Consider the following 23,712-nt stretch of genomic DNA (forward strand, 5'->3'; position numbering starts at 1 on the left):
GCCGGCAAGCCGGCTCCTACTCCCTCTGTAGGAGCCGGCTTGCCGGCGAAAGGGCTCTCAATGTTTCAGCGCCCGATTGCCCTGCCCCACTGCCCAATCCACCACTTGCCGGGTCAGCGCATCGCCGGCCTGGCCAAATCCTGTGACCACCGCCGGCACCCCGGTTTCAGCCAGCGCTTGGCGCACTTCGAAGCGCCGGCTGGCGAGGATCTTCTGGTCGTAGCCACGAATCAGCCGCGCATCCAGGCGGATCACCACCTGGGCGGCGTTGCCCTGGTATTCGGTCTGGAAGGCTTGCAGGTCGCCGCCCAGGGCCAGGTCGGTCTGCAGGTTGCTGTCATCGGTGCTCAACAGCTGGACCCGGCCATCGCGCTGGAAGCCGTCCAGCAGGCAGTTGCGCAGCAGGATCGGTGCCGGGTCGCTCCAGCGCGAAGCCTTGTAGCTGCTGATCAGGTTGCCCTGGGGAATCACCGCGATCCGTGCGCTGTTCAGCGCATCCCCGGCCTGGGGCTTGAGCAACTGCAAGGACCACGGCAGGGCCTGGTTCGGCGCCGTGGCGCCGGCCTGGCTTACCGGCAGCCGATAGATGTCCAGCGGCTCGCCCTTGGGCAGTATCGAGCAGGCCCCGGTCAGGGCCAGGGCGGCGCTCAGGCCCAGGGGGGCAAGCAGGCGATAGGCACGCTTCATGGCGTGAACTCCTTGTTCTTCTCGTTACCCAGCAGGTAACCGCCGGGGTTGGCTTCCAGGCGCCGGGTGATGGCCCGCAGCGAGCTCAGGGTCTCGCGCAGCTCGCGGACGGCTGGCGCCAGGCCGTTGAGGCCCTGCATGCCGTTGTTCAGCGAGTCCTGGTTGTTGCTCAGCAGTTTGTTCAGGGTGGCGCTGCTTTGCTCCAGGGAGCGCATGGCGTGCTCGGCGCTGCCGAACATCTGCTTGCCCTGGTCGTTGAGCAGGCCATTGGCATTGCGCATCAGCGCGGTGGTCTGTTCCAGCATGGCGCCGGTCTGCTTGCTGATGGAGCCCAGTTGCTGCATCAGCTGGCGCAGGTCGTCGCGCTGCTCGGCGATGCTGGCGGAGGTCTTCTGCAGGTTGTCCAGGGTGCTGCTGACCCGGGCCACGTTGTCCGGGGAGAACATGCGGTTGGCGTTGTGCAGCAGCAGGTTGACCCCGGTCATCAGGTCGTTGCTGTTGTTCAGCAGGCGGGCGATTGGCGACGGTGAGGCGATGATGGTGGGCAGTTCGCCGTCCTTGCCCTTGAGGGTCGGGCTTTGCGGCGTGCCGCCGCTGAGCTGGATGATCGAGGTGCCGGTGATGCCGGTCAGGGCCAGCTTGGCCTGGGTGTCCTCCTTGATCGGCGTCTCGCTGCCCAGGCGGATCTGTGCCAGCACCCGGCGCGGGTCCTTGGGGTCCAGGCGCAGGTTGACCACATCACCGACCTTGATCCCGCTGTATTGCACGGAGCTGCCCTTGGACAGGCCACTGACCGCCTCGTTGAAGACGATCTGGTAGTCCTGGAAGGCGCTGTCGACGCTGGACTTGGCCAGCCACAGGCCGAACAGCAAGGCGCCGGCCACCACGATCACGGTGAACAGGCCGATCAGTACATGATGGGCTCGGGTTTCCATGTCATCCCTCGTTGGTCTGTGTAGCGGCCTGGTAGGCCGCGCGGCCGCGAGGGCCATGGAAGTATTGGTGAATCCATTCGTCGTCGGTCTCGGCGACGATATCGATGGCATCCGCCACCAGTACCTTTTTCTGCGCCAGCACCGCCACACGGTCGGTGATGGTGTAGAGGGTGTCCAGGTCGTGGGTGACCAGGAACACACTGAGCCCCAGGGCATCGCGCAGGGTCAGGATCAACTGGTCAAAGGCGGCGGCGCCCACCGGGTCGAGGCCGGCGGTGGGTTCGTCGAGAAACAGGATGTCCGGGTCCAGGGCCAGCGCCCGGGCCAGGGCAGCGCGCTTGATCATCCCGCCGGAGAGCGAGGCCGGGTACTTGTCGGCCGCCGATAGCGGCAGGCCGGCCAGGGCCAGCTTGACCGTCGCCAGGTGTTCGGCATCGGCACGGGACAGGCCGGCATGCTCGATCAATGGCAGGGCGACGTTCTCGGTCACGGTCAGCGAGGTGAACAGCGCGCCCTTCTGGAACAGTACGCCGAAGCGTCGTTCGATCAGCGAACGTTGCTGTTCCGGCAGGCTTGGCAGGTCCTGGCCGAATACCCGCACCGAGCCTTCGCTAGGCTGGCGCAGGCCGACGATGCTGCGCAGCAGTACCGACTTGCCGCTGCCCGAGCCGCCGACCACGCCGAGGATCTCGCCCTGGTACACATCCAGGTCGAGGTTCTCGTGCACGCTCTGCTTGCCGAAGCGGTTGCACAGGCCACGGACCTCGATCACCGCCTTCGCCGGCGCGCGTGGCGGCCGGCTCACCAGCCCATCTCCATGAAGAACAGCGCGGCCACGGCATCGATGACGATCACCACGAAGATCGACTGGACCACGCTGGAGGTGGTGTGGGCGCCCACCGACTCGGCGCTGCCGCTGACCTTGAAGCCTTCCAGGCAGCCGATGGCGGCGATCAGGAAGGCGAAGATCGGCGCTTTCACCAGGCCCAGCAGGAAGTGCTTCACGCCGATATCCGAATGCAGCAGCGAGAGGAACATCGCCGGGGAGATATCCAGGGACAGGGCGCAGACCACCGCGCCACCGACTATCCCCGAAAGCATCGCCAGGAACGTCAGCATCGGCAGCGACACCAGCAGGGCCAGGACCCGAGGCAGCACCAGCAGTTCTACCGGGTCCAGGCCCAGGGTGCGGATGGCGTCGATCTCTTCATTGGCCTTCATCGAGCCGATCTGCGCGGTGAAGGCGCTGGCGGTGCGCCCGGCCATGAGAATCGCGGTGAGCAGTACGCCGAATTCCCGCAGGAAGGAAAATGCCACCAGGTCCACGGTGAAGATGCTGGCGCCGAAGTTGGCCAGCACGGTGGCGCCGAGAAAGGCCACCACCGCGCCCACCAGAAAGGTCAGCAGGGCGACGATGGGCGCCGCGTCGAGGCCGGTCTGTTCGATGTGTGCCACCACCGGGGTGATGCGCCAGCGCTTGGGGCGCAGCAGGCCGCGGGCCAGGGTTTCCAGGATCAGGCCGATGAAGCCCAGGACCTTCAGGGTGTCCTGCCAGACGGTATAGACCGCGCTGCCAATGCGCGAAAGCAATTGCACGCTGACCGAGATCTCCGGTTCCTTGACCGGTACGCAGAAGTCGTTCAACGAGGTGTAGACCGTGTGCAGCAGCGCGCGGTCGGCGGCGGACAAGGTGCAGTCGGGGTGTTCGGCGGACTGCCCCAGGCGTTCTGCCCCCAGCAGTTCCACCAGCAGCGACGCGCCGGCGGTGTCCAGGGCGCCGAGGCCGTTGAGGTCGATATGGGTGCTGCTGTCGTAGCGGCCGTCCAGGGATTGGCTGAGGCGCTTGAGGTCGCTGTAGTGCGCCAGCGTCCAGTCGCCGCCGATGCGCAATTGCGCCGGGGAGTGGGCAAGGTCCAGTTGAGCGGTGCCGGGCGTCACGCTGCTAGTCATAAGCTCCGAGCTTGTGTGGCCATTTCGCAGTGCTACGTAATAGCACGATCCCGGTTACTTTGCCTCGCCGGTCTTGGCCGCGTCTTGATCTGGAGCGGTGATCTCGAAGCGCAGCACGCCGATCACCTGGCCGTCCTCGGTGATCACCCGCACCTGCCAGTCGCCCGCCGGGTTGGCGGGGAAATTCTGCTTGTGGGACCAGGCACGGTAGCCTTCCTTGCGCCCGCCATGGATGTCCAGCGCGACGCGATCCACCTCGCTGCCGTTGAATTGCCAGACGTGGTAAATGCGCTCGTCCAGGCCCCGGGGGGCGTTGATCGCGGTGTAGGCGTACAGGCCGGTGCTGCTTACCTGGGCGGTGCTGATCTGCTCCAGGCTGTCGCCCGGGGTGCGATCCTGGAGCTGGGTGCTGATGGCATCCTCGGTCAGCCACAGGGTGGCCGGCGGCACCCAGGAGCGCAGCAGCCAGCCGGTGCTGCCGATGGCCAGGGTGATGGCCAGCACGGTCAGGGCGCTGCGCAGGCTGCGGATCGGCAGGATCGAGGCCAGGCTCGGAAAGGACAGGAGCATGGCGATGCCCAGGGCCAGCTTGAAGCTCTGGGCGGTGGTCAGGTGCAGGATCAGCGGCAGGGCCGTGAGCAAGGCGGCGAACAGGGTCAGGGTGTGCAGCGCCAGGAACAGCCAGCGGCGCGGGGCCAGCCATTTGTAGTACAGCGGGTCAGTGATGGAAATCAGCGCCGCGGCGCCGAGCAGGCCGGTGAACACCAGTTGGCCACTGTTCCAGCTGGTGGTGATGAAGAAGAACGGCAGGACGAAGAACAGGCTTTCCTGGTGGATCATCTGCGTCGCATAGCGCAGCAGCGGCTGCGGGATCTCGCGCTTGAAGACCTTGGTGAACAGCTGGGTCAGGCTGTTCTCCAGCATCAGCCAGACCCAGCTCACCAGCAGGATCACGGCGATCCACGAGGCCAGGCTCTGTTGCCGGTCCACCAGGATGAAGCTGCCGACCCCGGAGATGAAACCGCCGAGCGCAATGATCCCCGGATAGCGCTTCATCAGTTCGAGAATGCGCTGGATAAGGAGGGTCAGGTTCGGCATCGGGGGGATCACAGTCAGGGCAGGAAAAACCGCGACAGGATAACGTCGGCGGCGGTCCGTGGCGAGGGAGCTTGCTCAGGTGCGTACGCGCTGGCGAGGTAATCCGATCGCATTGCCCTGTCCCTGGGGCTGCTGCGCGGCCCGGCGGGAGCAAGCTCCCTGGCCACGGGTCAGCGGGCCCGGCGGCGCAGCAGGTAGACGCCGAAGCTGCCGAGCAGGATCAGGGACAGCAGGCCGCCGATCAGCCAGAGCAGTTGTTCGTCACTGAGCAGCGGTTGTTCGATGCGCAGGTAGCCCGGCTGCTGCAGCAGCTGGCGCAGGGCCAGGTTGGCCTGTTCCAGGCTCACTGCTTTCAGGCGCTTGGCCGGGTCGCTGAAGCGGCCGTTGTCGAAGTCCCCGAGGGCGCTCCAGTAATAGTCCGCCAGGGCGCTGTTGCCCTGCACGGCCCAGGCCTGGCGATCGATGGCAGCCTGTTTCAGGCGGGCGAAGGTGGCCGGGTCGAGGCCGTCCTTGAGCAGCCGTGCCTTGAGCTGCTCTACCACTTGCCGGGCTTGGGGCAGGTCGTCGCGCTCAAGGTCGGCATTGAGGCTGAGAAAGCCCACGCCACCGAAGACTTCCCGATCACTCCAGGGGCCGTAGGACAATTCATGCTCAAGACGCAGTTGGCGATACAGCGCCCAGTCCAGGTAGTCCTTGAGCAGGTCGAAGGTCTCGTCGTGCTGCTGGTCCAGCACGGGCTCGGGAAACAGCCAGTGCAGTTGCGCGCTCTGCCCTACCCAGCCATGGACCAGGGTGCGCTCAGGGGCGGCGGTGCCCTGGATCTGCGGCAGGTCGGGGTGTTCGCTGGGCTCCACCGGCTCCAGGGCACCGTAGGTGCGCTCCAGGTAGGCCGGTAGCAAGCGATCGAGCTCGCCCACCACGATCAGGGTCATGTTGTTGGGGGCGTACCAGTCCTTGCGTACCTGCTCCAGCTGGGCCAGGGTCAGGTTCCCGACCTCGGCGCGTTCGGCGCATTTGAGCCCCAGTTCCACCGCCAGCTGGTTGCCTGCCTTGTGTCCCAGGTCCTGGCGGTCGAGCCAGCGTTGCAGGTGCGAATAGTGACCCCCGCCTTCGCGTTCCACCACTTGCTTGGCCGCGGCCACGGCGTTGTCGTCCAGGCGGGTATGGGTCAGCAGCGACAGCAAGAGGTCCAGGACCTTGCGCTGGTTGCGCGCCGGGGCCTCGATGACGAAGGTGGTGTCGGCATTGCTGGTGTAGGCATTCCATTCGCCGCCCAGGGCCTGCATGCGTTCTTCCAGGCCGCCTTCCCCGCTGTCATCCACGCCGCTGAACAGCAGGTGTTCCAGCAGGTGCGGCAACTCCTTGTCGGCACAGGCGAAGTCGTCCAGGCCCACTCCCACCACCAGGCGGATCGCCACGTGGCCGCGTTCGCTGCCGGGCTTGAGCAGCAGTTGCAGGCCATTGGGCAGGGTGTAGCCTTCGACCTGGAAACGATCCAAAGCCCATCCTTGTGCACTGCCCAGCAACAGGCAGGCGAATAACAGACAACGCATAACAAGCTTCCTTACGGCGTGCGTAAGTTCTACAGACTTCGTGGGACTGTGGACGTTCAGGGTGAATGAGTGATGTCAGCCATCTCTTCGACCTCCAGCGCGCCGGTGTCCGAGGTTTCCAGAACCACGTAGGCACTGCTGCAGAACAGGGAGTTGAGGCGCTTCATGTCGGCGATCAGCTCCAGGTGCAGGGAACTGGTCTCGATGCTCTGGACGATCTTGCGTTGCAGGCGGCTGACGTGGGCGTGGGCCAGGCGCCGCTCCTGGGCGCGGAAACGGCGTTTTTCCCGCAGCAGCTGGCGCGCGCTTTCCGGGTCGGCGCTCAGGAACACCGAGAGCCCCAGGCGCAGGTTGGCGATCAGTTGCGCGTGCAGCCCGGTCAACTCTTCCAGGCCAACCTCGGAGAAGGAGCGGCGCTGGGAGGTCTTCTGCTGCTGGACCTTGCGCAGCATGCGCTCGATCAGATCGCTGGCCAGCTTGAGGTTGAACGCCAGTTCGATGATTTCGGCCCAGCGCCGGCTGTCCTGGTCGCTGAGGTCTTCCCGGGGCATCTGCGCCAGGTACAGCTTGATGGCGCTGTACAGCGCTTCGACGTCGTCGCTGAGGGCGCGCAGTTCCTGGGTGATGGCGGTCTGCTTGCCCTGCAGCGCGTCGCGCATCGCCTCCAGCATGCTGTCGATCAGGTCACCGATGCGCAGGGTTTCGCGGGCGGCGTTGGCCAGGGCCAGGCTCGGCGTGGCCAGGGCGGTAGGGTCCAGGTGCCGCGGGCGAGCGCGGCCGTTTTCCTGGGGGCGCTCCGGCAGCAGCCAGGCGCAGAGCCGGGCCATGGGGCCGACAGTGGGCAGCAGCAACAGGCAGCGGGCGGTGTTGTACAGCAGGTGGAAGCCGATCACCACTTCCTGGGGGCTGAAGTCCAGGCTGTCCATCCAGTGGGCCAGTGGGTCGAGCACCGGGATGATCAGCAGCAGGCCGATGAGCTTGTACAGCAGGCTGCCCAGCGCGACCTGGCGCCCGGCGGCGTTCTGCATGCTGGTGCTGAGGAAGGCCAGTACCCCGCTGCCGATGTTGGCGCCGATCACCAGGCCGATGGCCACCGGCAGGCTGATGACCCCGGCGCCGGCCAGGGTCGCGGTGAGTAGCACCGCCGCCAGGCTGGAATAGGACACCATGGCGAACACCGCACCCATCAGCGCATCCAGGAGAATATCGCCGGTCAGCGAGGCGAACAGGACCTTCACGCCCTGGGCATGGGTGATGGGGGCCGCGGCTTCGACGATCAGTTGCAGGGCCAGGATGATCAGCCCCAGGCCGATGCCGACCCGGCCCAGCTGGCCGGCGCGGGTCTGCTTGCGCGAGAGAAAGAAGATCACCCCGAGGAAGATCAGCAGCGGCGACAGCCAGGACAGGTCGAAGGTCAGTACCCGGGCCATCAGCGCGGTACCGACGTCGGCGCCGAGCATGGTGGCCAGCGCCGGGGTCAGCGCCATCAGGCCCTGGCCGACAAAGGACGTCACCAGCATCGCCGTGGCGTTGCTGCTCTGGACCATGGCCGTGACCAGGATCCCGGCAATGAACGCCAGTGGTCGCCTGGCCATGTTCTGGCCGATCACGTGGCGCAGGTTGGAGCCGTAGACCCGCAGGATGCCGGTACGGACGATATGCGTACCCCAGATCAGCAGGGCCACGGCGGAAAGCAGATTGAGCAGGGTCAGCATAGAGGCCCCCCCTGGGGTGAAGTGCCCCAAGCGGGGCGAGTGGACGTTGTTGCGCGACGTTCTACGTTATGTACTTAAGCTGTAGTTGGCTAACGCACGAGGCGCCAGCATCGCATAGCCAAACCGGCGATTGAAACAAAACTGTCATGAAAACAGCTTCCTGCAGACGCAGAAAAGGGGCTCGAGAGCCCCTTTTCCATTCAGCGCATTCCCGGATTATTGACCAGGAACGTCCTTGCGCAGTTTCACCGGGTCCTGCTGTTTTTTCTTTTTCGCGATGGCGGTGCGCATCTTGATGTTGATGGCTTCCACCGCCAGGGAGAAGGCCATGGCGAAGTAGACGTAGCCTTTTGGCACGTGCACTTCGAAGGCTTCGGCGATCAGGACCGTACCCACCACCAGCAGGAAGGACAGCGCGAGCATTTTCAGCGACGGGTGCTTGTCGATGAATTCGCTGATGGTCCCGGCCGCCAGCATCATCACCAGCACCGCGACGATGATGGCCGCCACCATGACCGGCACATGGGAAACCATGCCCACGGCGGTGATCACCGAATCCAGGGAGAAGACGATGTCGATAATGGCGATCTGGATGATGGTGTAGAGGAAGTTGCCGCCCTTGCCCTTGGGCTCATCAATGGTTTCGTCCTCGCCTTCCAGGGCGTGGTACATCTCCTGGGAGCTTTTCCACAGCAGGAACAGGCCACCGAAGAACAGGATCAGGTCACGCCCGGAAATGCCCTGGCCGAAGACCACGAACAGGTCGGCCGTGAGGCGCATGACCCAGGTGATCGACAGCAGCAACAGAATGCGCGTGACCATCGCCAGCGCCAGACCGAAGATCCGCGTGCGCGCCTGCATGTGCTTGGGCATGCGGCTGACCAGGATCGAGATCATGATGATGTTGTCGATGCCCAGGACGATCTCCAGGGCAGTCAGGGTAAAGAAGGCAACCCAGATTTCCGGGTTGGTCAGCCATTCCATGTGTATTCCTTTGAGCGAGTGTTATAGCCCGGGCCGTGAGGCCGGCCCGGGCGCAGAAGCATTGCTTTTATAGAGTGCTGAACAGCGGAAAAATCCCCATCAGCAAAGCGGCGAACATTATGCACAGGCAGACCAGCACTGCCCACTTGAGGGTGAAGCGCTGGTGATCGCCGAACTCGATACCGGCCAGGGCCACCAACAGGTAGGTCGAGGGTACCAGCGGGCTGAGCAAGTGCACGGGTTGGCCGACGATCGACGCACGGGCCATTTCCACCGCGGTGATGCCGTAGTGGCTGGCGGCTTCGGCCAGTACCGGCAGCACGCCGTAGTAGAAGGCATCGTTGGACATGAAGAAGGTGAACGGCATGCTCACCAGCGCGGTAATCACCGCCAGGTACGGCCCCAGGGCTTCCGGGATCACCGCCAGCAGGCTCTTGGACATGGCATCCACCATGCCGGTGCCGGACAGGATGCCGGTGAAGATGCCCGCCGCGAAGATCAGCCCGACCACCGCCAGCACGCTGCCGGCGTGGGCCGCGACCCTATCCTTCTGCTGCTGCAGGCAGGGATAGTTGACGATCATGGCGATACTGAAGGCCACCATGAACAGCACTGGCAGCGGCAACAGGCCGGCGATCAGGGTGCACATCAGGGCGAAGGTCAGGGCGCCGTTGAACCAGATCAGCTTGGGACGACGAGCGTCGGGGTACTGCGACACGCTGATCTCGCTGTGGTCGATCTCGTCGCCCGCCAAGTGCAATTCACCCAGGCGCGCCCTTTCCCGCTTGCCGTACATGTAGGCGATCGCCAGGATCGCCACCACGCCGGCCAGCATGGCCGGGATCATGGGCACGAAGATGTCTGATGGGTCCACGTGCAGGGCGCTGGCCGCGCGGGCGGTCGGGCCGCCCCAGGGGGTCATGTTCATCACCCCGCCGGCGAGGATGATCAGGCCGGCCATGATTCGCGGGCTCATGCCGATGCGGCTGTACAGCGGCAGCATGGCGGCCACGCAGATCATGTAGGTGGTGGCGCCGTCACCGTCCAGGGACACCACCAGGGCCAGTACCGCAGTGCCCACCGAGACCTTCAGCGGGTCGCCCTTGACCAGCTTGAGGATCTTGCGTACGGCCGGGTCGAACAGGCCGGAGTCGATCATCAGGGCGAAATACAGAATGGCGAACATCAGCATCACGCCCGTGGGCGCGAGCTTGGTGATGCCTTCGAGCATCATCGGGCCGATCTTCGGCGCGAACCCGCCGAACAGGGCGAACAGGATGGGCACGATGATCAGGGCGATCAGCGCCGACAGGCGCTTGGTCATGATCAGGAACATGAAGGTGATGACCATGGCAAAGCCAAGGAAAGTCAGCATGGGATTACTCCAGGCGTAGCGCGGCTAGGGAATGGCGAACCGGGTGGGATCAGCGCAGAACGGCAAGCACGAGGCGTACGGGAGGAGTTGCAGCGAACAGGCGGGTAGGAGCGGACATCAGAATCACCATTGTTGTTGTTAATAGGGCCGGGAGCGCGAGAAACGCCCGCTGTGGCCAACCGGTCTGTTGCCGGTAGTGGAGGCGATCCTAATGGGGGAAGCTTTCAGCCAGCTTTCGTCGCTGAAAGGAACGAACGGATGTTGCAGCAGGCGACCGGCGGCATAAAGTGATGGCTATCGGCGCCAGGGAGACATGCACATGAGAGAGTTGCACACCGGAGGCTGCCACTGCGGGCGGCTGCGTTACCAGTTCAGCGGCCCGTTGCGGGACATCGCCCACTGCCATTGCTCGATCTGCCGCCGGGTCAGTGGCGGTCTGGTGAGCACCTGGATCACCCTGCCCGCCTCGGCTTTCGAATGGCTGGAAGGCGTTCCCGCCCGGTACGACTCATCTGGAAGTTGTGCGCGCTATTTCTGCGGCAACTGTGGTGCTCATTTGGCGCTGATCACCCACCTGAGCCCAGACAACATCGATGTCACCATCGCCACCCTGGATCACCCGGAACTGGCGCCTGCAGACCGGCATATCTGGACCGACAGCCGCCTGCCCTGGTTGCATCTGGACGAGCACCTGCCGCAAGAACCGCAGGAAACCCTGTAGCCGCTGCCGCAGGCAGCGCACGAGCGCGCAGCGGTCGCGAGGCTCTCAAGGCCGCCCAGCAAGGCCCTTCGGTCCTTTTTGCAGCCTCGCGGGCTCGGCAGCGCTACGGCAGTTCCAGGCCGCCTGCCGCCTTGTGCAGCGTCCGCAGATGCTCGCCCACCAGCTTCAGGTTGGCCTCGTTGGCGGCGATTTCCGCCGCTCGGGCCGGTTCCAGCAGGGCTCGCACTTCCTTGTCCAGGTCACCGGTCAAGGATTGCAGTTGCTTCTGCCGCTGGCTGCTCTCGGACTCCAGGCGTTGCCATTCAGCGGGCTGAGGCAGGCCGTAGCCGCCGCTGCCCAGCAATTCTGCCGGGCGGCTGAGGAAGCCGCTGTTGGCGAGGATCTGCTGCAGGGTCTTGTTGGCCTGCTCCATACCACCATTTTTCAGCTCGCGAGCCCCCAGGTAGCGCTGCTTGACCTCGTCCTGAGCCAGCAGCAGTTGCCGGCGATAACTGGCCTGCTCCAGCAGCAGCAAGGCGGCGCTGGTGCGCAGGTCGGCCTGGTCGAACCAGTGCCGGCGTTCCTCGGCGCTCAGCGACAGCCAGTCTTCGACGCTGGCCTGCTTGATCGGCAGGCGCTTCTTGATCACCTCGAACATCGCCTGGTAGCGGTCGCGGAAGGAGTCGAAGCGATACCCCAGGCGCAGCGCCTCGCGCGGGTCGTCGAGCACGCTGGTGTCCGCCAGCCCCCTGCCCTTGAGCACCTCCAGCAAGCCGTTGGGCATGATGCTGTCGAGGCCGATCAGTTGCTTGTTGTTGCTGCCGCTGCGCAGCAGCTTGAGGCTTTCCACTGCGCAGTTGTTGGACAGGAAGTAATAGTTGCCGTCGTAGCTCCAATGCATCTCGGCGGCGTGCTCCACCACTTCCTCGATCTCGCTGCGTGACAGCTTCAACGGCACCGAGGCCAGGCTGCGCAGCTCGGTCTTGGTGTACTCGTCGATGACCTGGGACAGCGGCAGGACAAACAGCCGCGAAGGGTACTTGCCCACCAGGCCGTCCCAGCTGGAGAGCTGCACGTCACCAACGAAGGCGCGGTAGGACAGCACCAGGTGCTGGTCCAGGTCCAGCCGGCAATCCGGCCCGCGGGGGCGGCCCGGGGCGCAGATCACCAGGCGCAGCATGCTGTGGCCCCAGCGGCTGACCCAGTTCTGGTTGGCTTCGGCCAGCAGGTAATCCACCGCGTAGACCCGCTCCGGGTCCACCTGCCCCAGGGGCGTCTTGGCGAAGTCGTTGCCGGCGTTGAGGAAGGCGAAGGACTTGGCGCAGCTGTCCTTGGTGGCCGGCGCCCAGCCGAAATGTTCCTGGTAATAGCGGTACAGCGCCGGGCGGCGGCAGGCGTAGCTCGGATCGAGAAGGAAGTACTCCATGTTCACCGCGACGAATTCCTTCGGGTTGGTGATCTCGTAGATGTCCGGGCTGCGGGCGACCTGACGGTTGTGCTGCTCGCGTTCGCCACGGCGGCCGACGTATTGCGGCCAACCGGCCAGATCCAGCAGCCGTGGATCATCGCTGAGGGTGAAGCGCCGGTCATTCTGGCCGCGACACTCATCCGGCAGGCCGATCAGCCCGGAGGTGCTGTTCTTGCGGGTGCAGCGCTGGATCAGGCTACGCTCGGCACCGGGCCACAAACGCGCGCGATCATAAATGTGGGTCAGTTCATGGAGTACCGTGGCGAGCATTTCCCGGCGCACGGTGCCATGGGGGCGGCTGGTCTTCTGGGTGGCGGCGGAGCCGTCGGCCAGGCTGGGCAGCAAGGCTCGGTTGAGGTCCAGTTCCGACACCAGGGATGCCTCGCCATAGGCGTTGTCGGGCATTCGGTCGGTCCAGCCGACATCAATGGTGCGATCCAATTGCTGGATGAAACGCGGCGGCAACGCCTGCATCGCTTCATCCAGCAGTGCCTGGCTGGCGTGTTGCTGCGCCGGGCTCAAGCCATCGGCCTTGAGGCGCAGTTGCAGGTCGGCCTGGGCGGTGCTGCAGAGCAGCCCCAGGGTCCCGGCCAGCAGCCAGGCTAGGAGTGGTTTCACAGGGCCAGGATGGCTTCGGCAAGCACCTGGTCGCTGGCGTCGCGGGCTTCTGGCAACTGCGTGCGCAGGGCATTGAACGCCGCTTCAAGTTGCGCGCCGCGGATATCACCGTTGCTGGCGACGAAGCTGGCGGCATCGTCGTGGGCTTCGCGCACGACTTTGGAGTCACGGATCGAAGTGGTGGTGTCCGAGGTGAAATCGATCGTGCGGCCGGAGGCGCGGACGATGATGTTACTGGTGGCCACCAGGGTGTGTGCCTGGGCCACGTCGGCCAACAACAGCAGGCCAAGGGTGGCGGCAATCAGCGGGCTACGCATGGAACGACTCCGGAAGAACAGGGATGGTTATTGGACGAGAATTGCCTGCGCCAGTTCAAGGTCGCTGGCATGAAGTTTTGCCGGGTCCTGGCGCAGGTATTCCAGCGCAGACTCCAGGCGGGCGCCGCGCAGTTGGCCGTCGGTTGCCACGAAGGCAGCGGCGTCATCCTGGGCAGCAAGCAGCAGTTTATGGTCGAAGGGCGCCGAGGTCACCTGGCCTGTCGCATAGACGGTGACAACCAGGCTTTGGGTGGTGAGGTCGAATGCCTGCACCGAACCGGCCCAACAGGCGGCGATCAATACGGGAGCGGAAAGCGAAATACGGAACAAACCCAAGAGTCTCGACAGCTGAAAACCAGCGCCAAGGCTAGCGCAATGCCCCTTGGAGGACCAGCGCAGAGGGTTTCAGGTGCGCCGGGGCACCTGAAACCGAGACGCTTCAGATTGCCAGGATGGCCTGGGCCAGCTGTGCATCAGAGGCCTGCAACTGAGGCGCTTGCTGGCGAATGTGGGCAAATGCGCTTTCCAGTTTCACCCCGCGAATGGCGCCGTCGGTGGCGACGAAACTGGCGGCATCATCCCGGGCGGCACGGACAATCTTGTTGTCACGCAGGGAAGAAGTGGCATCGGAGGTGGCGTCGGTGGTGGCCTTGAGCGCGCCGACAATGGCGTCGGTGGTCACGATCAGGCTGGTGGCGTGGGCATTGGCAGCCAGGGCCAGCAGGGCGGCGGCGCTGAGCAGGCGGAGACGGGACATGGGTAACTCCTGTGAATGAACAGACAATTTAAGGGCGCTGAGTGAGACGCCGGGCAGCCACTGCGAGGTGCTGTGTCTGATTGCTCTGACGCAGTTCGAATGAAAATCGCCACGTCGCCTCAGATATTAGGCTCAGCGGCCCCATTCGCACAGCGTTGCGGCAGGCCTCAGCGCCAAAAGGGTTTGTGCAGTTCCGCTGCCCGATCGCTGTGGCTGATGCCGCTGTCCGAGAGTTGTCGTTCATCCATTTGTGCCAGCAAGTGACGGGTGCGGGCCCGCTCCCGTGTGTTGGCGAGCGCCGTGAGCCAGCGCTTGAAGAGCGTGCAGTGAAGGTTGGTGCCAGGGGACGAGTGCATGATGCTTGCCTCCGTGAGCAGCCGAGCGATGAGCTGGCTGCAACCTCATGGTGCGGCGGTTCGATGCGGTGATACAGATACACTCGAGCTAAATTGTACTGGTTAATTGTTATGTTTTATAAAACTGTACCTGTCACGATGAAGCGGGCTGTATTTCAGCTGTGTCGCGCGTTTTCCGCGGCCAGAACGACAAGACCCGTCGCGGTTTCCCGCGACGGGTCTTGTTGTGTGCAATTCGGGGTGCTGGCGGTGGACCCGGTGGGTCAGGGCCAGCGACGCTGAGTTAGCGCCAGAACGGCTTGCTCAGCTCTTCGTAGCGTTGTGCTTCGCTGATCCCGGCATCGGCCAGCAGACGCGAATCCAGGCGAGCCAGTTGATGGCGGCTGGAGATGCGGCGCTGCCACAGCATCAGGTTGGCGATAACGCGCAGAGGCAGGGAAGCCTGGGTTTTTTCAGCTTTGTCTTCGAAGAACAGTTCGGAACTGAGTGTACGTTCCATGGTTGACATCCTTCCGCTTGTGGCGGGATCAGGTAGTGGTTTAACTGGTGCCCATGATCCTCTTCCCGCGCAAGACTCTGTAGATACAGTTCACCTGTATTGTGAAGGACCAGTTAACTGTTTATAGGGGCTGTACTGTTCGGAAAAGGCGCAACTGTACCTGTCAGCACCTTTATGGTGCATTTCGGTGCTTTTTGATGGGAGGCGAGTGGTTTTAGGCGGGGAAAATACCGGTACAGCAGTACAGTTTTTGGCGGTCTCTGGCGAGCGGCCGGCAAGCTGACGAAACTGTGTTTGCGTCAGCTGCCAACTGTATCAATTACTCGACGAGCATTTTCCCGGTTTCTTCCAGGTTGATGTGCCAGCTCAGGGCATCACGCAGGATATGCGGCGTGTGACCACCCAGGGCGCAGGCCTTGGTGAAGTAGTCATTCAGTGCGTCGCGGTAGGAAGGATGCACACAGTTGTCGATGATCACCCGGGCCCGCTCCCGCGGCGCCAGGCCGCGCAGGTCCGCCAGGCCGATCTCGGTCACCAGGATGTCGACGTCATGCTCGGTGTGGTCCACGTGGCTGACCATCGGCACCACGCTGGAAATCGCCCCGCCCTTGGCAATCGACTTGGTGACGAAGATCGCCAGGTGTGCGTTGCGGGCGAAGTCGCCGGAGCCGCCGATGCCGTTCATCATCCGCGTGCCGCAGACGTGGGTGGAGTTGACGTTGCCGTAGATATCGAACTCCAGCGCGGTGTTGATGCCGATGATACCCAGGCGGCGCACCACTTCCGGGTGGTTGGAGATCTCCTGCGGACGCAGCACCAGCTTGTCCTTGTAGCGTTCCAGGTTGCCGAACACGTCGGCGTTGCGTCGGCTCGACAGGGTGATGGAGCTGCCCGAGGCGAAGCTGAGCTTACCGGCGTCGATCAGGTCGAAGGTCGAGTCCTGCAGTACTTCGGAGTACATGGTCAGGTTCTCGAATGGCGACTCGATCAGGCCGCACATCACCGCGTTGGCGATGTTGCCGATACCGGCCTGCAGCGGGCCGAGCTTGTTGCTCATGCGCCCGGCATCCACTTCCTGCTTGAGAAAGTCGATCAGGTGGTTGGCGATGCCCTGGGTCTCGCTGTCCGGGGTGGAAACCGTGGACGGCGAATCCGACTGATTAGTGATGACGATGGCGACGATCTTGTCCGCAGGGATCGGAATCGCCGTGCTGCCGATGCGATCGTCGACCTTCACCAGGGGAATCGGTGTACGGGTCGGTCGATAGGTCGGGATATAGATGTCGTGCAGGCCTTCCAGGTTCGGGTTGTGCGCCAGGTTGATCTCGACGATCACCTGCTTGGCGAAGATCGCGAAGCTGGCGGAGTTGCCCACCGAGGTGGTCGGCACGATATGGCCCTGTTCAGTGATGGCGACAGCCTCGATCACTGCAATGTCCGGCAGCTTGAGCTGCTGGTTACGAAGTTGTTCGACGGTTTCCGACAGGTGCTGGTCGATGAACATCACTTCGCCGGCGTTGATCGCCTTGCGCAGGGTGCTGTCCACCTGGAACGGCATGCGCCGGGCCAGCACGCCAGCTTCGGTGAGTTGCTTGTCCAGGTCGTTGCCCAGGCTGGCGCCGGTCATCAGGCTGATTTTCAGTGGCGTTACCTTGGCCCGTTCGGCCAGGGCATGGGGCACGGCCTTGGCTTCACCGGCGCGGGTGAAGCCGCTCATGCCGACGGTCATGCCGTCCTCAATCAGAGCGGCAGCGTCAGCGGCGCTCATCACCTTATCCAACAACGAAGGCAAGCGGATACGATCACGGTACATGGATTGTTATCTCGGGCAACGGAAGCAAGAAGCGCAGTCTAGTGATTTCAAAAAAAAACACCGCGCGACAAAGGTCGAATGAAAGGCCCTGATCTAGAGCCTTCTGTCGGCTTTATGGAGTAAATAAAAAACCCCAGCCTACTAAAGGCTGAGGTTTTGGGTATTGCGCTACAGCAGCTTTATTCGACGGCTTTGACCATGTCTTCGATGACCTTCTTGGCGTCGCCGAAGACCATCATGGTCTTGTCCAGGTAGAACAGTTCGTTGTCCAGGCCGGCATAACCGCTGGCCATGGAGCGCTTGTTGACGATGATGGTCTTGGCCTTGAAGGCTTCGAGAATCGGCATGCCGGCAATCGGCGACTTTGGATCGTTCTTCGCCGCCGGGTTGACCACGTCGTTGGCGCCCAGCACCAGCACCACGTCGGCCTGGCCGAACTCGGAGTTGATGTCTTCCATCTCGAACACCTGGTCGTAAGGCACTTCGGCTTCGGCCAGCAAGACGTTCATGTGGCCGGGCATACGCCCCGCTACAGGGTGGATCGCGTATTTCACGGTCACGCCGCGGTGGGTCAGCTTCTCGGTCAGCTCTTTCAGCGCGTGCTGGGCGCGTGCCACCGCCAGGCCGTAGCCGGGGACGATGATCACGGTATCGGCGTTGGTCAGCAGGAAGGTCGCATCGTCGGCCGAACCGGATTTCACTGGGCGTGCTTCCTTCGAACCTGCCGGGCCGCCGGCATCGGCTGTGTTGCCGAAACCGCCCAGCAGCACGTTGAAGAACGAACGGTTCATCGCCTTGCACATGATGTAGGAGAGGATTGCGCCGCTGGAGCCCACCAGGGAGCCGGCGATGATCAGCATCGAGTTGTTCAGGGAGAAACCGATCCCCGCTGCCGCCCAGCCCGAGTAGCTGTTGAGCATCGACACCACTACCGGCATGTCGGCGCCGCCGATCGGGATGATGATCAGCACGCCCATGACGAAGGCCAGGGCCAGCATCAGGGCAAAAGCACCGAGGTTGCCGGTGACCATGAAGGTCACGCCCAGGCCGAGGGTGGCCAGGCCCAGTACCAGGTTGAGCTTGTGCTGCCCGGCGAACTGTACTGGTGCGCCTTGGAACAGGCGGAACTTGTACTTGCCCGACAGCTTGCCGAAGGCGATCACCGAACCGGAGAAGGTGATGGCACCGATGGCTGCGCCAAGGAACAGCTCAAGGCGGTTACCGGCGGGGATCGCGTCGCCCAGGTGCTTGACGATGCCCAGGGACTGCGGCTCAACCACGGCGGCAATGGCGATGAACACCGCGGCCAGGCCGATCATGCTGTGCATGAAGGCCACCAGCTCCGGCATCTTGGTCATCTCGACGCGCTTGGCCATGATCGAGCCGGCGGTGCCGCCGATCAGCAGGCCAACGATGACGTAGCCGATGCCAGCGGTGGCCAGTTCTGCGCCGAGCTTATAAATGAGGCCAACGGTGGTCAGTACTGCCAGGGCCATGCCCAGCATGCCGAACAGGTTGCCGCGTCGGGACGTGGTCGGGTGCGAAAGACCCTTGAGCGCCTGGATAAAGCACACCGAGGCGATCAGGTAGAGGGTTGTTACCAGGTTCATGCTCATTACTTCTGCACCTCTTCTTTCACGGCTTTGGGCGCTTTCTTCTTAAACATTTCCAGCATGCGGCGGGTTACCAGGAAGCCACCGAACACATTGACCGCAGCCAGGGCCACGGCCAGGGTGCCCATGGTCTTGCCCAGCGGGGTCACGGTCAGGGCGGCTGCCAGCATGGCGCCGACGATGACGATGGCGGAAATGGCGTTGGTCACTGCCATCAGGGGGGTGTGCAGTGCGGGTGTAACGTTCCAGACCACGTGGTAACCGACATAGATCGCCAGCACGAAGATGATCAGGTTGTAGATACCGGGGGAGATAAGCTCTTCCATCGTCTGAATCCCTGCTTAGGCGTTTTTGCGGATGACTTGGCCGTCGCGGCACATCAGGCACGCGGCGACGATGTCGTCTTCGAGGTTGACTTCGAACTGCCCTTCTTTGGTGAAGACAAGCTTCAGGAAGTCCAGCAGGTTGCGGGCGTACAGCGCCGAGGCGTCGGCAGCCACTGCCCCGGCCAGATTGGTCGGGCCGACGATGGTCACGCCGTGCTCGACTACGACCTGGTCAGCCACAGTCAGTGGGCAGTTGCCGCCCTGAGCGGCTGCCAGGTCGATGACCACCGAACCGGGCTTCATCTGGGCCACGGTATCGGCGCTCAGCAGGGTTGGTGCCTTGCGGCCCGGAATCAGCGCGGTGGTGATGACGATATCGGCCTGTTTGGCGCGTTCGTGCACGGCCTGAGCCTGGCGCTGCATCCAGCTGGCCGGCATGGGGCGCGCGTAACCGCCGACACCGACGGCGCACTCGCGCTCTTCGTCAGTCTCGTAAGGCACGTCGACGAATTTGGCGCCCAGGGATTCGATCTGCTCCTTCACTGCCGGACGCACGTCCGAAGCTTCGATCACCGCACCCAGGCGCTTGGCCGTGGCGATGGCCTGCAGGCCGGCAACACCGGCGCCGAGAATCAGCACCCGGGCAGCCTTCACCGTTCCGGCGGCGGTCATCAGCATCGGCATGAAGCGCGGATAGTAGTGGGCAGCCAGCAGCACGGCCTTGTAGCCGGCGATGTTGGCCTGGGACGACAGCACGTCCAGGCTCTGGGCCCGGGAGGTGCGGGGTGCGGCCTCCAGGGCGAAGGCGGTGATCCCGCGCTCGGCCAGCTTGGCGATGGTTTCATTGCTGAACGGATTGAGCATGCCCACCAGTACGGTGCCGCTCTTGATCAGCGCCAGTTCGCTGTCGCTGGGCGCCACGACCTTGAGAATCAGCTCGGCGCCAAAGGCATCGTTGGCGTTGCCAATGGTTGCCCCTGCCGCTTCATAGGCACTGTCGACCACGCTGGCGTTAATGCCGGCGCCGCTTTGCACAGTGACTTTATGACCCTGGCCGATCAGCTTCTTGATGGTTTCCGGGGTTGCAGCAACCCGTGTTTCACCCGTCTGGGTTTCGAGAGGAACACCAATGTGCACGTCAAATCTCCTGCTTGATCTTATTGCTTTCGATCTTTCTTAGAAGGCCAGCGCACTTCGGAGGGTGCGGCTGGGGCGGCCGATCAGCACGATCCCGCTGAAATCACAGCGGGGCGCGGCATTTTGCAGGCGAACTTTGAGGCCTTCAAGGGATTCTGACTAGTGACGGAAAATTAACTACAAGTCACCCCGTGACCGAATGTCGCAACGTACCAGGTTAAAGCCTTGTAAGCCGTGCCTTTCAAGGCTTTGCTATGGAAAATAAGATTTTTCTCATCCGTGACATGAATAGTCTTACATTGCCCTTGAATAAACCCTACAAGCCGCGTGGTTAGGCGCTTGTAGAACGATTGTTCAAGGTGTCGGTACAGTCTGTGAAAATGCGACAAATAGTTATATCTGTAGGGTTCTGATTTATTTGACTACGGGGTCAGCTATTGGTTGTGAGCCTTTATTTTTCAAGGTTGTAGCTGTTTGCCTGGTTCACCAGCCAGTCGCGAAAAGCCCGTAAAGAGGCCGATTCCACTTTGCGTTCGGGAATCATCAGGTAATACGCCTTGATGCTCGAGAGTGCCTGGGGGTTGGCAATGACCAAGCGTTTTTCGGCCAGCTCGCGCTGGATAAGGAAGGGCGGAATCAAGGCGATACCCATGTCGTGCATGGCGGCCTGGGCGAGCATGGAGAATAGCTCGTAGCGCGGGCCTGTCATGTCGCGGGGGATATTCAGCTGCTGTGAGTTGAACCATTGCCGCCAGGCATAAGGCCGCGTGGTCTGCTGCAGCAGGGGCAGTTCGGCTATGGCCTCGGCGCTCAACTCTTGCTGCTTGCCGAGCATTGCCGGGCTGCACACCGGCATCGGGTTTTCGCCCATCAGCCGGTGAGACTGGGTACCCGACCAATCGGCGTCGCCAAAGTAGATGGCGGCGTCGAAGGGGGTGTCGGCAAAGAGGAAGGGGCGCGTGCGGTTGGTCAGGTTGACCGTGACTTCGGGGTGCTGCTGCTGGAAGTCCTTCAGGCGTGGCAATAACCACTGCGTCCCGAAGGTCGGAACCACCGCCAGTTCGATGACGTTGGCCCCCTGCTGACCCATCACTGAAAGTGTGTCGCGCTCCACTGCGTCCAGTTGTGTGGCGACCCGGCGGCTGTAGGACAGCCCGGCCTCAGTGAGCTTGACGCCCCGTCGTGAACGCCGGAAAAGTTCCACCCCGAGGAACTCTTCAAGGCTGGCGATCTGTCGGCAGACCGCACCCTGGGTTAGGGAAAGCTCTTGGGCTGCCTTGGTAAAGCTCTCATGACGTGCCGCGGCTTCGAAGCTGATTAAGGCGGTGGTACTGGGGATCTTTCTGCGCATGTACGGCAATCTCACTAATAGATGCTGTAAAAGGCGGTTTAGGCCATTACGAAGTGAGAAATTAGCACAACACTATGCGAAATCCTCGTTTGCCTGGGGCGCCCCGTAGGCCTAGGATCTGTTCCACGATAGTTGACCTACTTCACGAGGATTCACTCATGGGCGGTAAAGCAAGCTTCAACTGGATCGATCCCCTTCTGCTGGACCAGCAACTCACCGAAGAAGAACGCATGGTCCGCGACAGTGCCGAGCAGTTCGCTCAAGACAAGCTGGCACCACGGGTTCTGGAAGCTTTCCGCCATGAGAAGACCGACCCGGCCATCTTCCGGGAAATGGGTGAAGTCGGCCTGTTGGGCGCTACCATTCCTGAGCAGTACGGCGGCAGCGGCCTTAACTATGTGTGCTATGGCCTGATCGCTCGTGAGGTGGAGCGAGTGGACTCCGGCTACCGCTCGATGATGAGTGTGCAGTCGTCCTTGGTGATGGTGCCGATCAACGAGTTTGGTACCGAGGCGCAAAAGCAGAAGTACCTGCCGAAACTGGCGTCCGGCGAATGGATTGGCTGCTTTGGTCTGACCGAACCGAACCATGGATCTGACCCGGGTGCGATGATTACTCGTGCACGCAAAGTGGACGGTGGCTACAGCCTGACTGGTAGCAAGATGTGGATCACCAACAGCCCGATTGCTGATGTATTCGTGGTTTGGGCCAAGGATGATGCCGGCGACATTCGTGGTTTTGTCCTGGAGAAAGGCTGGAAGGGCCTGAGTGCACCAGCGATTCACGGCAAGGTCGGCCTGCGGGCCTCGATCACCGGCGAAATCGTCATGGACAACGTGTTCGTGCCGGAAGAGAACATCTTCCCGGATGTGCGTGGGCTCAAAGGACCTTTTACCTGCTTGAACTCGGCGCGTTACGGCATCTCCTGGGGCGCCTTGGGGGCTGCGGAGTTCTGCTGGCACACCGCACGTCAATACACCCTTGATCGCCAGCAGTTCGGTCGTCCTCTGGCGGCAACCCAACTGATCCAGAAGAAGCTGGCGGACATGCAGACCGAAATCACCCTCGCCCTCCAGGGCTGCCTGCGCTTGGGGCGGATGAAGGATGAAGGGACTGCGGCGGTGGAAATCACCTCGATCATGAAGCGCAACTCCTGCGGCAAGTCCCTGGATATCGCGCGCATGGCCCGTGACATGCTGGGCGGCAACGGGATCTCCGATGAGTTCGGTATTGCTCGTCACCTGGTGAACCTGGAAGTGGTCAACACCTACGAAGGTACTCACGACGTGCATGCGCTGATTCTCGGGCGTGCACAAACCGGTATCCAGGCGTTCTATTAATAGGAGAGCGACCATGGGCGCGTTATCGCATCTGCGGGTACTGGATTTATCGCGGGTACTGGCCGGGCCTTGGTCCGGGCAGATCCTTGCGGACCTGGGGGCCGAGGTCATCAAGGTCGAGCGTCCGGGTAATGGTGACGATACACGCGCCTGGGGGCCGCCCTTCCTTAAAGATGCCTATGGCGAGAACACCACGGAGGCTGCCTATTACCTGTCGGCCAACCGTAACAAGCAGTCAGTGACCATCGACTTCACGCGCCCTGAGGGGCAGCAGTTGGTGCGTGAGTTGGCTGCCAAGTCGGATATCGTCATCGAGAACTTCAAGGTAGGTGGGCTGGCGGCTTACGGTCTGGACTATCAGTCGCTCAAGGCCGTCAATCCGCGGCTGATCTATTGCTCTATCACCGGTTTTGGTCAGACCGGGCCCTATGCCAAGCGCGCGGGTTATGACTTCATGATCCAGGGCTTGGGTGGTCTGATGAGTCTGACTGGGCGACCTGAGGGTGATGAGGGGGCTGGGCCGGTAAAAGTGGGGGTGGCCTTGACCGACATCCTTACCGGGCTCTACTCCACTGTGGCGATTCTGGCGGCCCTGGCTCATCGAGATCAGGGGGGCGGTGGTCAGCACATCGATATGGCATTGCTGGATGTGCAGGTCGCTTGCCTGGCCAACCAGGCCATGAACTATCTGACCACGGGGGTCGCTCCCAAGCGTTTGGGTAATGCGCACCCTAATATAGTGCCCTATCAGGATTTTCCGACGGCGGATGGCGACTTCATCCTTACCGTGGGTAATGACGGGCAGTTTCGCAAGTTTGCCGAGGTAGCGGGTCAGCCGCAGTGGGCGGACGATCCTCGGTTTGCCACTAACAAGCTGCGGGTGGCCAATCGGGCGGTGCTGATTCCGCTGATTCGCCAGGCCACGGTGTTCAAGACTACGGCGGAGTGGGTGAGTCAGCTGGAGCTGGCTGGGGTGCCTTGTGGGCCGATCAATGATCTGGCGCAGGTGTTTGCTGATCCACAGGTCGTGGCTCGAGGCCTGGCTGTGGAGCTACCACACGCTTTGGCTGGGATGGTGCCTCAGGTGGCTAGCCCGATTCGTCTTTCGCAAACCCCCGTT

The 23,712-nt window shown here is 62.8% G+C and carries 23 protein-coding genes (1 of these 23 running past the window's edge); 3 read left to right on the forward strand and 20 right to left on the reverse strand.

Translation table 11 applies throughout. From position 1 onward, the window contains the following. Positions 1-57: 57 nt before the first annotated feature. From KI242_RS00500 to KI242_RS00540, 9 genes are all read right to left on the reverse strand, one after another. The gene (locus tag KI242_RS00500) at positions 58-687 is read right to left on the reverse strand and encodes an ABC-type transport auxiliary lipoprotein family protein (RefSeq protein ID WP_212805822.1); all 630 of its coding nucleotides are present in this window, start codon (positions 685-687) and stop codon (positions 58-60) included. Beyond that, on the reverse strand, positions 684-1,622 hold the full coding sequence (locus KI242_RS00505; protein ID WP_212805823.1) for an MlaD family protein: 939 nt from the start codon (positions 1,620-1,622) through the stop codon (positions 684-686). The genes KI242_RS00500 and KI242_RS00505 overlap by 4 nt, the downstream gene beginning before the upstream one ends. A gap of 1 nt (position 1,623) precedes the next feature. Further along, entirely contained in the window at positions 1,624-2,427 is an 804-nt protein-coding gene (locus tag KI242_RS00510) for an ATP-binding cassette domain-containing protein (RefSeq protein ID WP_212805824.1), read from the reverse strand. Next, a complete protein-coding gene (locus KI242_RS00515) occupies positions 2,424-3,572 on the reverse strand; it encodes an ABC transporter permease (RefSeq protein WP_011058487.1) in 1,149 nt (382 codons plus the stop codon). Before KI242_RS00515 ends, KI242_RS00510 begins: the two co-directional genes overlap by 4 nt. 54 nt (positions 3,573-3,626) lie before the next feature. After that, on the reverse strand, positions 3,627-4,670 hold the full coding sequence (locus KI242_RS00520; RefSeq protein WP_015633662.1) for a DUF5924 family protein: 1,044 nt from the start codon (positions 4,668-4,670) through the stop codon (positions 3,627-3,629). Between the two features lie 170 nt (positions 4,671-4,840). Then, positions 4,841-6,223, reverse strand: coding sequence for an insulinase family protein (locus KI242_RS00525; protein ID WP_011058489.1), 1,383 nt, complete (start codon positions 6,221-6,223; stop codon positions 4,841-4,843). A 56-nt stretch (positions 6,224-6,279) separates the two neighbouring features. Next, positions 6,280-7,938, reverse strand: coding sequence for a Na/Pi cotransporter family protein (locus tag KI242_RS00530; protein ID WP_011058490.1), 1,659 nt, complete (start codon positions 7,936-7,938; stop codon positions 6,280-6,282). A 216-nt stretch (positions 7,939-8,154) separates the two neighbouring features. Beyond that, positions 8,155-8,922 (reverse strand): TerC family protein, encoded by a 768-nt coding sequence (locus tag KI242_RS00535; protein WP_011058491.1) that lies wholly within the window; start codon positions 8,920-8,922, stop codon positions 8,155-8,157. 67 nt (positions 8,923-8,989) lie between these two features. After that, positions 8,990-10,297, reverse strand: coding sequence for a CitMHS family transporter (locus KI242_RS00540; protein ID WP_011058492.1), 1,308 nt, complete (start codon positions 10,295-10,297; stop codon positions 8,990-8,992). 319 nt (positions 10,298-10,616) lie between these two features. On the opposite strand from KI242_RS00540, the gene KI242_RS00545 reads away from it, so the two are divergent. After that, complete coding sequence (locus tag KI242_RS00545) at positions 10,617-11,018, forward strand: GFA family protein (RefSeq protein ID WP_212805825.1); 402 nt, start codon at positions 10,617-10,619, stop codon at positions 11,016-11,018. Positions 11,019-11,121: 103 nt separating this feature from the next. On the opposite strand, the gene KI242_RS00550 is transcribed toward KI242_RS00545, so the two are convergent. The 11 genes from KI242_RS00550 to KI242_RS00600 all read right to left on the reverse strand — a co-directional run bounded on the left by KI242_RS00550 (position 11,122) and on the right by KI242_RS00600 (position 21,252). Further along, complete coding sequence (locus KI242_RS00550) at positions 11,122-13,083, reverse strand: DUF4105 domain-containing protein (RefSeq protein WP_212805826.1); 1,962 nt, start codon at positions 13,081-13,083, stop codon at positions 11,122-11,124. Continuing rightward, the gene (locus tag KI242_RS00555) at positions 13,080-13,400 is read right to left on the reverse strand and encodes a DUF2388 domain-containing protein (RefSeq protein ID WP_011058495.1); all 321 of its coding nucleotides are present in this window, start codon (positions 13,398-13,400) and stop codon (positions 13,080-13,082) included. The genes KI242_RS00550 and KI242_RS00555 overlap by 4 nt, the downstream gene beginning before the upstream one ends. A gap of 27 nt (positions 13,401-13,427) precedes the next feature. Then, positions 13,428-13,736, reverse strand: a complete 309-nt coding sequence (locus tag KI242_RS00560) for a DUF2388 domain-containing protein (protein ID WP_011058496.1) — start codon at positions 13,734-13,736, stop codon at positions 13,428-13,430. A 103-nt stretch (positions 13,737-13,839) separates the two neighbouring features. Then, positions 13,840-14,157, reverse strand: coding sequence for a DUF2388 domain-containing protein (locus KI242_RS00565; protein WP_011058497.1), 318 nt, complete (start codon positions 14,155-14,157; stop codon positions 13,840-13,842). 167 nt (positions 14,158-14,324) lie between these two features. Beyond that, positions 14,325-14,513 (reverse strand): DUF1127 domain-containing protein, encoded by a 189-nt coding sequence (locus KI242_RS00570; protein WP_123472552.1) that lies wholly within the window; start codon positions 14,511-14,513, stop codon positions 14,325-14,327. A 283-nt stretch (positions 14,514-14,796) separates the two neighbouring features. Then, entirely contained in the window at positions 14,797-15,012 is a 216-nt protein-coding gene (locus KI242_RS00575; RefSeq protein ID WP_011058498.1) for a DUF1127 domain-containing protein, read from the reverse strand. A 319-nt stretch (positions 15,013-15,331) separates the two neighbouring features. Beyond that, positions 15,332-16,825 carry an acetyl-CoA hydrolase/transferase family protein gene (locus KI242_RS00580; RefSeq protein WP_011058499.1) on the reverse strand — a complete coding sequence of 498 codons (1,494 nt, stop codon included), beginning with the start codon at positions 16,823-16,825 and terminating at the stop codon, positions 15,332-15,334. Between the two features lie 179 nt (positions 16,826-17,004). Beyond that, positions 17,005-18,441, reverse strand: a complete 1,437-nt coding sequence (locus tag KI242_RS00585) for an NAD(P)(+) transhydrogenase (Re/Si-specific) subunit beta (RefSeq protein WP_015633666.1) — start codon at positions 18,439-18,441, stop codon at positions 17,005-17,007. After that, positions 18,441-18,764, reverse strand: a complete 324-nt coding sequence (locus KI242_RS00590; protein WP_005783507.1) for an NAD(P) transhydrogenase subunit alpha — start codon at positions 18,762-18,764, stop codon at positions 18,441-18,443. The genes KI242_RS00585 and KI242_RS00590 overlap by 1 nt, the downstream gene beginning before the upstream one ends. Positions 18,765-18,779: 15 nt before the next feature. Then, a complete protein-coding gene (locus KI242_RS00595) occupies positions 18,780-19,901 on the reverse strand; it encodes a Re/Si-specific NAD(P)(+) transhydrogenase subunit alpha (RefSeq protein ID WP_011058501.1) in 1,122 nt (373 codons plus the stop codon). Between the two features lie 451 nt (positions 19,902-20,352). After that, the gene (locus tag KI242_RS00600; RefSeq protein WP_212805827.1) at positions 20,353-21,252 is read right to left on the reverse strand and encodes a LysR family transcriptional regulator; all 900 of its coding nucleotides are present in this window, start codon (positions 21,250-21,252) and stop codon (positions 20,353-20,355) included. 158 nt (positions 21,253-21,410) lie between these two features. On the opposite strand from KI242_RS00600, the gene KI242_RS00605 reads away from it, so the two are divergent. Both KI242_RS00605 and KI242_RS00610 read left to right on the forward strand, forming a co-directional pair. Then, complete coding sequence (locus KI242_RS00605; RefSeq protein WP_011058503.1) at positions 21,411-22,592, forward strand: acyl-CoA dehydrogenase; 1,182 nt, start codon at positions 21,411-21,413, stop codon at positions 22,590-22,592. 13 nt (positions 22,593-22,605) lie between these two features. After that, a protein-coding gene (locus tag KI242_RS00610; RefSeq protein ID WP_015633669.1) for a CaiB/BaiF CoA-transferase family protein crosses the window boundary here: on the forward strand, positions 22,606-23,712 show its 5' portion. 114 nt of this gene lie beyond the right edge of the window; the window shows 1,107 of its 1,221 coding nt (coding positions 1-1,107); the start codon lies at positions 22,606-22,608; its stop codon lies beyond the right edge, outside the window.

This window comes from Pseudomonas sp. Eqa60 (assembly GCF_018326405.1).
GTDB lineage: Bacteria > Pseudomonadota > Gammaproteobacteria > Pseudomonadales > Pseudomonadaceae > Aquipseudomonas > Aquipseudomonas protegens.